General features: G+C 48.1%; 13 protein-coding genes and 2 pseudogenes. 6 read left to right on the top strand and 9 right to left on the bottom strand.

What is annotated here, in order from left to right; genetic code table 11:
- The first annotated feature begins 324 nt into the window (after nt 1–324).
- From BRW63_RS29325 to BRW63_RS29825, 3 genes and pseudogenes are all read left to right on the top strand, one after another.
- The gene (locus BRW63_RS29325) at nt 325–855 is read left to right on the top strand and encodes an ATP-binding cassette domain-containing protein (protein WP_223257531.1); all 531 of its coding nucleotides are present in this window, start codon (nt 325–327) and stop codon (nt 853–855) included.
- Nucleotides 856–900: 45 nt separating this feature from the next.
- Nucleotides 901–1,041, top strand: a complete 141-nt coding sequence (locus BRW63_RS29320; protein ID WP_223257530.1) for a hypothetical protein — start codon at nt 901–903, stop codon at nt 1,039–1,041.
- A gap of 100 nt (nt 1,042–1,141) precedes the next feature.
- Nucleotides 1,142–1,426 (top strand): annotated as a pseudogene (locus BRW63_RS29825) (hypothetical protein); the annotation flags it as partial.
- Nucleotides 1,427–1,912: 486 nt separating this feature from the next.
- Here BRW63_RS29825 and BRW63_RS26305 read toward each other — a convergent pair.
- From BRW63_RS26305 to rph, 4 genes are all read right to left on the bottom strand, one after another.
- Nucleotides 1,913–2,680, bottom strand: coding sequence for an Nramp family divalent metal transporter (locus BRW63_RS26305; protein WP_317615851.1), 768 nt, complete (start codon nt 2,678–2,680; stop codon nt 1,913–1,915).
- Nucleotides 2,677–3,066 (bottom strand): AcaB family transcriptional regulator, encoded by a 390-nt coding sequence (locus tag BRW63_RS26300; RefSeq protein ID WP_073075277.1) that lies wholly within the window; start codon nt 3,064–3,066, stop codon nt 2,677–2,679. Before BRW63_RS26300 ends, BRW63_RS26305 begins: the two co-directional genes overlap by 4 nt.
- Nucleotides 3,067–3,198: 132 nt before the next feature.
- Entirely contained in the window at nt 3,199–3,627 is a 429-nt protein-coding gene (locus BRW63_RS26295) for an ATP-binding protein (protein WP_073075276.1), read from the bottom strand.
- A 100-nt stretch (nt 3,628–3,727) separates the two neighbouring features.
- A complete protein-coding gene (gene rph, locus BRW63_RS26290; RefSeq protein WP_073075280.1) occupies nt 3,728–4,447 on the bottom strand; it encodes a ribonuclease PH in 720 nt (239 codons plus the stop codon).
- A gap of 155 nt (nt 4,448–4,602) precedes the next feature.
- On the opposite strand from rph, the gene BRW63_RS26285 reads away from it, so the two are divergent.
- Both BRW63_RS26285 and BRW63_RS26280 read left to right on the top strand, forming a co-directional pair.
- Entirely contained in the window at nt 4,603–5,013 is a 411-nt protein-coding gene (locus BRW63_RS26285; protein WP_073075275.1) for a DUF3119 family protein, read from the top strand.
- Between the two features lie 68 nt (nt 5,014–5,081).
- On the top strand, nt 5,082–6,176 hold the full coding sequence (locus BRW63_RS26280) for a DUF3086 domain-containing protein (RefSeq protein WP_073075274.1): 1,095 nt from the start codon (nt 5,082–5,084) through the stop codon (nt 6,174–6,176).
- A gap of 113 nt (nt 6,177–6,289) precedes the next feature.
- Here the strand turns inward: BRW63_RS26280 and BRW63_RS26275 are convergent, their stop codons facing one another.
- From BRW63_RS26275 to BRW63_RS26255, 5 genes and pseudogenes are all read right to left on the bottom strand, one after another.
- The gene (locus BRW63_RS26275) at nt 6,290–6,841 is read right to left on the bottom strand and encodes a Uma2 family endonuclease (protein ID WP_073075273.1); all 552 of its coding nucleotides are present in this window, start codon (nt 6,839–6,841) and stop codon (nt 6,290–6,292) included.
- Between the two features lie 23 nt (nt 6,842–6,864).
- Entirely contained in the window at nt 6,865–7,218 is a 354-nt protein-coding gene (locus tag BRW63_RS26270; protein ID WP_073075272.1) for a DUF4870 domain-containing protein, read from the bottom strand.
- A gap of 124 nt (nt 7,219–7,342) precedes the next feature.
- A complete protein-coding gene (locus tag BRW63_RS26265; protein WP_073075271.1) occupies nt 7,343–8,185 on the bottom strand; it encodes a slipin family protein in 843 nt (280 codons plus the stop codon).
- A 120-nt stretch (nt 8,186–8,305) separates the two neighbouring features.
- Complete coding sequence (locus BRW63_RS26260) at nt 8,306–9,103, bottom strand: hypothetical protein (protein ID WP_073075270.1); 798 nt, start codon at nt 9,101–9,103, stop codon at nt 8,306–8,308.
- Nucleotides 9,104–9,181: 78 nt separating this feature from the next.
- Nucleotides 9,182–9,652, bottom strand: a pseudogene (locus tag BRW63_RS26255) (GNAT family N-acetyltransferase); the annotation flags it as partial.
- 112 nt (nt 9,653–9,764) lie between these two features.
- On the opposite strand from BRW63_RS26255, the gene BRW63_RS26250 reads away from it, so the two are divergent.
- Nucleotides 9,765–10,300 (top strand): transposase (locus BRW63_RS26250; RefSeq protein WP_425320476.1); only part of this gene is annotated, 536 nt, incomplete at its 3' end.

The following is a 10,300-nucleotide window of genomic DNA, read 5'->3' as shown; positions in this document are numbered from 1 at the left end:
AGGCAGCCGCGCAAGTGTTTACTAACTTGTTTGCCAAGCAACAAAAACAGTTCTCGCATCCGTAGTCCGCGAGTCGCGGGTCTTATTTTTCTCTCATGACATCACAACACTCAAGATAGTAACCTAAAATCGGTAACTTATTTACGAACGAGTCCTTAGCCATGCATCCAGCAGAAAATTTTAGTGTTGGACAACTGTTGGCCTTCAAAGCGCTGAATGATAACTTTTTGCAGCTAATTATCACCGTGATCTCTTTGGTGGATGAATTACCCGCGTTAAAGCAGCCACTCAACGCCTCCAGATGCAGCCATCGTTTGTGCAAATTTGCACTTTGACTACCCCGGACGATCGGACTTACTAGACAACTTCTCGATGCAAATTCCTGGCGGGCAGGTGACGGCGTTGATTGGTCAATCGGGCTGTGGCAAGAGCACTCTGTCTAAACTGATTGCCGGACTTTATATCCTTCAAACAGGCAACATTCGGATTGATGCCTACAACCTTCAAGATCTGGCTCTCGATAGCCTGCGCCGTCAGGTGGTGTTGGTGCCGCAAGATGCCCATTTTTGGAATCGATCGATTCTAGAAAATTTCCGTCTGGGGCAACCCGAAGCAGACTTTGAGCAAATTGTTAGAGTTTGCCAAACGACTGGAGCCGACGAGTTTATCAGCAATTTACCGAACAAATATCAAACCATTCTCGGCGAGTTTGCGACTAACTTTTCTGGTGGACAACGGCAACGCCTTGCTATTGCCCGTGCCCTACTCAATAACCCGCCTGTTCTAATTTTGGATGAATCCACGTCGGGACTAGACCCTATTAGCGAAGCAGCGTTGCTCGATCGATTGTTCTAACACCGCCAAGGCAAAACGACGATTCTGATTAGCCACTGTCCGGCGGTGATTCAACGCGCCGATTGGATTGTTTTGCTGGAACAAGGTCAATTAAAACGACAAGGGTCACGATCGGAGGTGTTGGCCCATGTCGGACAACACTTAGAGTTGCTCTATACTGCCGATTCGGCGCTTGTGAATCCTTAGGATTGTGAATTCAATCATATCGGTTACTTGCAACGCCAATGGGCACGGCAGTGCCATGCCCTTACACAGACTCCGGCTTTACTGTTGTTTTATCAGGTAAATGACTATGCTTAACACAGCGCATCCTGACAGCATTCGCACGATTAAAAGTGATGAATTTCTACCCCAAATCCAGCGCTGGATCTCTCTAGGTGGACTGTTATTAATGGGTGTCATTAGTATTTCTGTCATCCTCTCTGCCACCGTGAAATACAATATTGCGGTCAAAGCCAATGCGACAATTCGTCCAGTCGGTGAGTTACGACTTGTCCAGTCCATGACGGAAGGCAGCATCAAACAAATTGTTGTCACAGAAAACCAGGAAGTCAAAGAGGGAGACGCGATCGCCTACCTGGATGACACCAAACTGCAAATTCAAGCCAGCCAATTGCAAAACAGCATTCAACAAAGCCGACTTCAGCTTGCTCAACTAGATGCTCAAGTGAGATCAATGGACAGCCAAATTCTGGCAGAGTCGCAGTTGATCGATCGCGTCATAACGGCGGCAGAAGTTGAAATCAATCGATATCAACGGGGGTATGACGAGCGCCAACTCACGACCCAAGCTGACTTTCAGGAAACGAAAGTGGCCCTAGAATCGGCTCAAGATGAACTGACGCGCTATCAAGGCTTGGCAGGGACTGGGGCAATTTCTGAACTGCAACTCAAGCAAAAACAATCTGCCGTCCAAACCGCCGAGGCAAAACTCAACCACACCCAAGCCGCACTCAACCCCAGTCAGGCATCTGGGCGCGTTGCCCAAGAACAAGTGGCCCAACAGCAAGCACGAGGTAAAGCGACCTTGGCGAGTTTAAATAAGGAACGTCAGGCGTTAAATCAACGACGATCGGAGATTCAAAATCAACTGATTCGCGCTCAAAAAGACCTGGAACAAACGGTTCGAGAGATCAGAAAAAGTGTGATTCGCGCGCCCAGCAACAGCGCGATTAACTCCTAAGTATCCGGTGTCCCATTTGTCTTCTACGGCCCCAGATGAGTAAAAGTAAAATAGATAGGGACTGATCAATGCACCGAGAATGGCGACCGCAATAAATAAGTAGTGTGTTATGTCTTCTTGAGGTACAGTTGGCAAAAGTCCCTTAGCCACATCAGTCCATACTGGATGCAGTTTGAAGGTTGCCACGACAAACACTAATGTGATCAGACCCAGAACAGAAATTCCGTTTTCGATGAGACCGAAAGTGCCTTTCCACAACAGTAGCCAGATGGCAAACGCGACAGGAATCGCCCACCACTGAAAGCTAATTCCGGTGATTAACTGTAGAGCAATACAAACGCCGCCAATCTCAGCACCCAGAATCAGAAAATCAACAATGATTTCGGCAACGAGGGGGAAGATGTAGAAATTAAACCCAAACCGTTCACGCACCGCATCCGCTAAAGTATGTTTGCTGACTGCGGCTAAACGACCCGACATTTCGACCAAGAAGATCACGCAAATCGTGCCTAGAACGATCGCCCAAATTAACTGAAATCCAAATCCAGCTCCCGCTTCGGCAGCAGTGGCGATCGCGCCCACATCCAGAAATCCGCCAATGCTCGTCACAATGCCCAGGGCAATTTCTAAAAGCTTTTTCATGGCTGCTTTTCCTGAGCTTTGAGAGTGGCATCTAACTGCTGATAATGAGTTGAAAGCTGCTGAAGTGGAGCAGCGATCGCGTCTTTCTGATGACGCTCAATGGCTACCGTCAGTTGCTGAAGCGTTTGTTGAATTTGCTGAGTCTGCTGCTGTAGAGATTCAGTGAGATCTTTTGTTTCTCCAGCGATTTCTTCTTGGCTCTTTTTCAGCGTTTGCTCTGCGTAAGCGTCGGGAACAGTGCCTTGCTGCCAGGTCTCTCCCACCATTTGAGCGGTTGCTGTCCAAGACTGAATGCTTTGTAGGCTTTTGACCAGTTTTTCATGAGAGGACGATCGACTACAGGCAGCTAATCCCAACAGCAAACCGAGGAGCAGAATCTTTTTCATGAACGCTAACGATCTCCAAATAGCGCTTAGTAAATATATTCTGCTTCTTGAGGAAGGTATAACAGACTACCAGTGAAGAGATTTCTCTATCTGCAATTTTTCCTGAAGTTAGAGATCTATCGAGTTGAGTAGTCAGCCGCTTTTGTTGGTGTATTTGACAATCAGTAAGCAGTTGCGTTGCCCTTGTCGATCGTAACTCACCTGATCAGTCAATCGCCGCAGCAAAAACCAACCGTAACCCCCTTCTCGCAGCGTTCCCGGTTCGGGTTCTTCAAGCTTGTTAGGGTCAAACGGCTGTCCCCAATCCCAAATGCGAATCTCCATGCGATCGTCGTTCAACATCACCTCAATCTCGATCGAAGTCTCAGTTGATAGACCACAGTGAGCATGACGAACTGCATTCGTAAACCCCTCAGCTAGGGCGAGGTTTAAATGATACAACTGGTGATCGCGGCGGGCGATCGGCGAATGATGCTGAAACCAAAATTGCTCAAACCACTTCTGTACAGAGTTGAGGACAGTTAGCTCACTGTTAACCGTCAGATGATCTTGGTAAGACATGTCCAGTCCAAATCAGTAGGTTAAAGGTATTAAAATTTGCGGCAGTCAGACTTGATCTGACCTATCAACATGATTCACCGTTCTCAAAGAATTCGCAACCCTATTGCCCAAGAGCTTGACGCTGCAACGCTAGCAGTTCTCGAATTCCTTTCTCAGCGACATCCATAATTTGATCGAGTTGCTTGCGGCTAAAACTTTCTCCCTCAGCCGTTCCCTGCACTTCAATGATACCAAATGACTCATTCATCACGATGTTGCAATCGACATCTGCAATCACATCTTCATCGTAATTGAGATCTAAAAAGGCTTGGTCTTGAATCAGTCCTACCGAAGTTGCCGCGACTTGATGAACGATCGGCGATCGCGTCAATTCTCCACTTTCTAGCAGATGATTGATCGCATCCTGAAGGGCGATAAATCCGCCAGTGATTGCGGTGGTGCGGGTTCCGGCATCGGCTTGCAAGACATCGGCATCGATCGTAATGGTGCGTTCGCCCAAGGCTTGCATATCGAGGGTCGATCGCAAACTGCGCCCAATCAACCGCTGAATTTCTTGGGTGCGACCCGACAGTTTGAGAAACTCTCGCGATTGGCGTTCAGGCGTGGCTCCGGGCAACATCCGATATTCCGCGGTCAGCCACCCTTCCCCCTTGCCAAAGAGAAACTTGGGCACTTTCGGCTCAATGCTCACGGTGCATAAGACTTGTGTATCGCCACACTTTGCTAGTACCGATCCGGCTGCAAATTTGGTAAATCGCCGCTCAAACGAGACGGGTCGAAGTTGATCAGGTTGTCGATCGTCAGGTCGTGTCCAAGTCATGCTTATCACCTCAAATCCCTGACTAGGATAACTCTCTAGCGCCTCACTCATCGCCTCTAGCCCCTAATCTCTTCAGAATTTCCTCACCGAGTCGCTCGCTAAACTGACTCTCTGTCGGATTCGTCTCTAAAATAGGAACTGAAGTGACCTAAATTATGAGAGTAACCATTTTGACTACTGCTGCGAGTTCTAATCAAACGATCGAGTTAACTCCGAGCTACACGATTCCGATCAGTCTGGGGTTGGCGGCGGTGCCGTTGCTGTTTGTGCAAGTCTGGGTAAGTTTGGCGATCGCGCTTTTTAGTCTGTTTTTGCTGATTCAGACCGTGATGTTGCGTCTGAGGTTTACCGACACGGCACTAGACATTTATCGAGGCGAGACATTGATTCGTCGCTTTCCCTATCAAGAGTGGCAAAACTGGGAAATCTTTTGGTCGCCCGTGCCAATTTTATTTTATTTCAAAGAAGTTAAAAGCATTCACTTTCTACCGATTATCTTCGATCCAAAAACCTTGCGGACTTGTTTAGAACAGCGCTTTCCTAAAAACCAAAACGCTGACACCTGATTTCCTGTAAAGTACAGACGCAATTCACTGTATTCTTCCGATCCTTTAATCTCTAGACTGAACGCGCTATGAATTCTGACGAACTGCCGACCCAAGCCCCTGACGCGATCGAGGAAATGCCATTAGCATCGGCTGCTGACATGACGCAATCTGAACTGATTGAAGCGTCAATCTCTGAGCCAGAAATCGAAAATTTGGCGCAGCAAATTGCGGATTTAAAACAGCAAGAACAGGCACTCAAACAAGATATTGCGTCACTGCAAACCGTTCGCAGTCAACTGCAAGAACAGACTCTAGACGCTCAGGCAGCATTGGGAAGGCTCGTTCAAGATGGCTTAGGTGACTTAGACTATCGGCGGCAAACGCTGCAAATCGCGATCGAGCAATTAGAGCGTCGTCAAGAACGCATTCGCAACGAAATGCGAACAACTTTTGCCGGAACCTCGCAAGATATCGCCATTCGAGTGCAGAGCTTTAAAGATTATTTAGTGGGCAGTTTGCAAGATTTGGCACTAGCAGCAGAACGATTAGAGCTAGAAAAGCCGAGAGAGCCAGAACGAATGGTAGCGCCGATCGTTGAAGAAAAATCCCAAACGCCATCAGCTCCTAGATTTGCCGAACAAAGTTTTCAAGAGCAAACCAAGAAAATTCGTCATCTCATTGATCAGTTTCGCAATCAGCCCGACTATTATGGCCCGGTTTGGCAACTGCGACGTACCTTTGAGCCAATTCACGCCGAGCGAGTTTCTAACTGGTTTTTTACGCAAGGCGGACGGGGTGCGGTTCGCACGATGGGTTCACGGCTGCAAAATATTTTGGTGTCATCGGCAGTGATTTCGATTTTGTATCAGATCTATGGCGATCGTCTCCGCACGCTGATTCTCGCCAACTCTCCCGAACGTTTAGGTGAGTGGCGACGCGGCTTGCAAGATTGTCTGGGCGTTTCGAGGAGTGATTTTGGCTCAGATCGCGGCTTAACTCTATTTGAGACTCCAGAACCGCTGGCAATGAAAGCCGATCGATTGGTCAGAGATGGCTTGCTGCCTCTGATTGTGATTGATGAAACCGAAGAGATGATTAGTCTAGCAATGCTGCAATTTCCGATGTGGTTAGCGTTTGCACCTAACCCACAGCAGATGCAGCAGCAAAACTATTACTACTAGGGATTGTGGATTTACCCTCACCCTAGCCCTCTCCCCAAAGAGAGGGAGCTAGAGACTAAAAGAGCGATCGTCCCAACCAGGACGATCGCTCTTTCAGTCTCATTGAATTGACATTAATCGAACTCAGGCGACCACAAATCGGAAATTTTCACTTCCCAACTCGGTAGCAGATCGGGCAATGTAAGCACGTCTCCATCTCGCAGAGTTTCCGGTGGTTGCCCAGTGCGATAGACTTCTACCGTTTGGTTTTCTGGGTTAATAAAAGTTCCAACCCGTGTACCTAACTTGAGAAAGTCCTGAATTTTGTCTCTTAGCTTTTTAACGCTGTCACTTGGAGATTTAACCTCCACCATCAGATCAGGCACGATCGCGGCAAACGATCGCGGACTACGCCGTAGACGCTCCGCAAACACAAACGAAACGTCGGGCGATCGGACATCTGCATTTGGAAGGTCAAATCCTGCGCTCGAACCTGTAACGCGTCCTAACTTACGAGGCTTCGTCCAGTTCGCCAACTGACGACCAAACTCAAACGCCACCTCATCCGATTCATAACCCGATGGACTCATGACAATAATGTCTCCCTCGACCAACTCCATCCGCAGGTCAGGATGCTCAGACTGGAGCTTTTCTAAATCTTTGGCAGTCAGGGCGGTCGAAACCATAGCCAAGAGTCCTGTTAAAAGGTCTACAGAAGGCGGAAGATGAAGGGATAGCGGAATGGCTCATCGGGCTTGGTGAAGCAGTGAGCTAGTGCCCAAATCGTCAAACCCCAGTGAATTGCATAGCCCAGCGGAAACAGAATCCACCCCAACAACCCAAACGTCAACAGCGATGGAATCAGAATCAAAATGCCCCAAAACCACACATTAAAGTGAAAGTTAATCGATTCTTTGGCGTTGGCTTGAACGACGGGATCGTCTGAGATGAAGGTGATGGCGATCGGCACACCCACTGACAAAATTGTCGTACTAAAAAAGATGGCTCCATGAGACAGGCAGGATAGCAACCTGCGCTTGGCTGAATCGTGGGTTCCTTGCATCCTGGAATGGCTCCTATGAATAGTTTTTGCTTGACTCGATCGTATCGTCGATCGCGCAGCCGTCAGTAGTGGAGTTTACCGTACTTCCTCACTCAGGGAGTTTTTTCTTCAGATAGCTTTATTTTCACTCAACGTCAATTTCTTGAGGAGTTTTGGGTGTGAGAATCACCTCTGGGTTAAAGGGCTGAAGATTAGATGTAGAACCATTTTGTTGGAGTTGCTGGGGTTGGGTAAAATGCTGTGCCAAATTTACAAAATCGGAGGGCACCATGACGATCGTGGTCGTGTTATTTTCTGCCCCAATCTCAGTCAGCATTTGCAAACGGCGCAACTCTAATCCGATGGGGTTAGCGCTAATCATTCGAGCCGCTTCGGCAAGTTTTGCAGAGGCTTCTTGTTCGGCAGCAGCTTTAATGATGCGGGCACGTTTTTCTCGAATGGCTTCGGCTTCTTTTGCCATTGCCCGCTGCATCGTGGGCGGAATCTCGACATCCTTGGTTTCAACTCGCTCAATCACGATTCCCCAGGGTTCTGTGATTTCATCGACGATTTCTTGCACTTTGACGTTGATTTTGTCGCGGTTTTGCAGCACGTCATCCAAAATATTTTGTCCGACAACGTTTCGCAGAGTGGTCATTGCCACTTGATAGACGGCGGTTTGATAGCTCTCGACTTTGTTGATTGCCTTAGAAGGATCAAGAATGCGGTAGTAGAGAACAGCGTTGACTTTGATGGTAACGCTATCAGCAGTAACGGTTTCTTGTGGCTCAATGTTGACGGTTTTTGTTCGCACGTCGATCTGCACTTTTTGATCGACGAATGGCATAATCCAATACATGCCAGGCCCCATCACGCCTTTGGTGCGTCCGAGTCGAAAAATTACGCCGCGCTGATATTCTCGATCGATCTTCAACCCATTCAGCGACAAGATAAACAATGCACCAATTAATGCAGTTACAAAGCTCACTGTAGTATTCCTAACGCTATAGCTCTGTTCTAGCACGGCGATCGAGAAGCATACAGAAACGTAACCTTATCTAATTTGATTACCCGACAGATCTATGTAGAGGCACGACATGTCCTGCCTCTACTTACCCGCCATCCGATTGGTTCTAAAGGTCACGTTGGAGCCTTCTTGCGTCTGCTCTAACACCAACAAAGGCGTTGGTTTTGCCTTCTGATCCCAATGCATGTTGGCGATCCGTCCTTGAATTGCAGGTTGCCAAGTGTCATTTTCGTGAGTTGGGCTGAGAAACGTCTCGAAGCAGTCAATAATTTGATTAATCGTGACCGAAGTCGGCTGAGTGGGCAGTTTGAGAATCTTGATTTGAACGCGGAACAATACGCGCTTTGAGCCTTTGTTGACTCCATCTCCGGCCTCATATTCTAAGTCGAAGACTTCATCGACCTGTCGCCCGGTGCTGGCAATGCCGATCTCAGCTTGATTGGTCGGGTTTGCGCGCAGTGCCAGCGTGATTTTGTCTTTGACTCTGAGTTTGATCTGGTTGACGATCGCAAAGTGAAACACTTCTTCTGCCATTCGCATTCTCAGATAGTCGAGGTTAAACTCACGCGAGTGGATCAGATCGGGGTTACGCTCCATTTTGCCGATCATTTCAACGGCATATTTAAGCTTCTTTTTTAGTTCGCGATTTTTAAACGTCTCAAATTTCACCTGCTTTTTGAGTTTGCTGGCTTGCAGAGTCGAAAAGATGCCCAAGAAAACGAGCAGCAAAAACAGTCCACCTGAGGTTGCCATCCAAATCTGTTGCCCAGAGTCAGTAACGGCTGGGCTAGAAGCTGCGCTGGAAGAAGATTTGGTTTTAGCGGTCTTGGGAGGAACCTGAGCGAGCAAGGGTTCTACAAAAACAATCCGAGGTGACATAGATGATGCTGGCTAAGAATTTGAGTCGTTTTCAGAATGCCCCTGAATCAAGAGTAAACCATCATCTAGACAGAAAACTTAGCCTTCATTCCTGAGTTCGATTAGCAGTTCGATCGTACTCGCTCTAAAGCCGCAGTTCTCAAACAATTTTCGAGCGGCAGCATTTGCTATTGCTGTGTCGAGTCGAATTTGGGAAATGCCCAGTTGGGTGAAGTGCGCGATCGCTGCCTCTACAATCTGTCGAGCGATTCCGGCATGACGAAATTCTGGCTCGACCCAAAGATCATGCACAAATGCATAGTTTTTCAGCGTGTAAATCGGGATTTCTCGCTCTACGGTAGCGATCAAAAAAGCCACAAGCTGGTTCGATTCTTCGGCGACTAAAGACCAAACTCCCCGTGTCGAATTTTGCAACAATCCATACTTTTTGAGGTAAGTCCGACTCCAAGCCAGTCGGTATTCAACCTCAGTTTGCGAGGTGCTTCCGTGTAAAATCTCTAACACCTTGTCCGGCAAATTGAGAAGTTGCACTACTTTGTCATAAATCTCTTCAGTGGCACCAGAACCCCCTTAAATCTGACGTGAGTTGGACGGAAGATAGAAGCGCAAAAGGAAAGCTGAGACTACCTTTGAAAGTCATGTAAACCTTTTGAGTCTCAGCCTGGACACCATCGTATCGCACTTGGATTTGACTCCCATCTTCGGGGAGGTGGACGACTTCTGTGAGCAGTTTGAGCAAGCTGGGTCAAGTCAGGCTCAACTCCCTGCCGTACCCGGCACCCGGCACTATCGATCCCGCATGTGCTTGAGGGAAGTGATGACGATCGTCATCGCGTTTCATGGAGCGGGGCTGAGAACGTTCAAAGACTTTTATAGGTTGACGGTGCTGCCCCACTGGCAGAAAGCCTTTCCCAACTTGGTCAGTTATAACCGCTTTGTTGAATTGATGCCTTGGGGCTTGATGCTACTGTGCTGCTTCGCCAATACCCGCAAAGGAGAGATGACAGGCATTGCCTTTATCGACTCCACGCCCCTTGAAGTGTGTCATCCAGCACGCGCTCATGCTCACAACGTCTTTCAAAACCTTGTCGGTTGGGGCAAAAGCTCAACTGGGTGGAAGTTTGGCTTCAAACTGCATCTGATCATCAACGATCAAGGAGAACGCTTGGCGTTCAAACTCACTCACGCCCATACCGA

The organism is Phormidesmis priestleyi ULC007, from assembly GCF_001895925.1.
GTDB lineage: Bacteria > Cyanobacteriota > Cyanobacteriia > Leptolyngbyales > Leptolyngbyaceae > Phormidesmis_A > Phormidesmis_A priestleyi_A.
This window is presented reverse-complemented; position numbering and strand designations above follow the sequence as displayed.

Excerpts from the sequence above, each read along its gene's own strand:
- BRW63_RS26295 (WP_073075276.1), bottom strand. The coding sequence starts at position 3,627 with ATGTCTTACCAAGATCATCTGACGGTTAACAGTGAGCTAACTGTCCTC.
- BRW63_RS26270 (WP_073075272.1), bottom strand. The coding sequence starts at position 7,218 with ATGCAAGGAACCCACGATTCAGCCAAGCGCAGGTTGCTATCCTGCCTG.
- BRW63_RS26280 (WP_073075274.1), top strand. The coding sequence starts at position 5,082 with ATGAATTCTGACGAACTGCCGACCCAAGCCCCTGACGCGATCGAGGAA.
- BRW63_RS26300 (WP_073075277.1), bottom strand. The coding sequence starts at position 3,066 with ATGAAAAAGATTCTGCTCCTCGGTTTGCTGTTGGGATTAGCTGCCTGT.
- BRW63_RS26285 (WP_073075275.1), top strand. The coding sequence starts at position 4,603 with ATGAGAGTAACCATTTTGACTACTGCTGCGAGTTCTAATCAAACGATC.
- rph (WP_073075280.1), bottom strand. The coding sequence starts at position 4,447 with ATGACTTGGACACGACCTGACGATCGACAACCTGATCAACTTCGACCC.
- BRW63_RS26260 (WP_073075270.1), bottom strand. The coding sequence starts at position 9,103 with ATGTCACCTCGGATTGTTTTTGTAGAACCCTTGCTCGCTCAGGTTCCT.
- BRW63_RS26305 (WP_317615851.1), bottom strand. The coding sequence starts at position 2,680 with ATGAAAAAGCTTTTAGAAATTGCCCTGGGCATTGTGACGAGCATTGGC.
- BRW63_RS26275 (WP_073075273.1), bottom strand. The coding sequence starts at position 6,841 with ATGGTTTCGACCGCCCTGACTGCCAAAGATTTAGAAAAGCTCCAGTCT.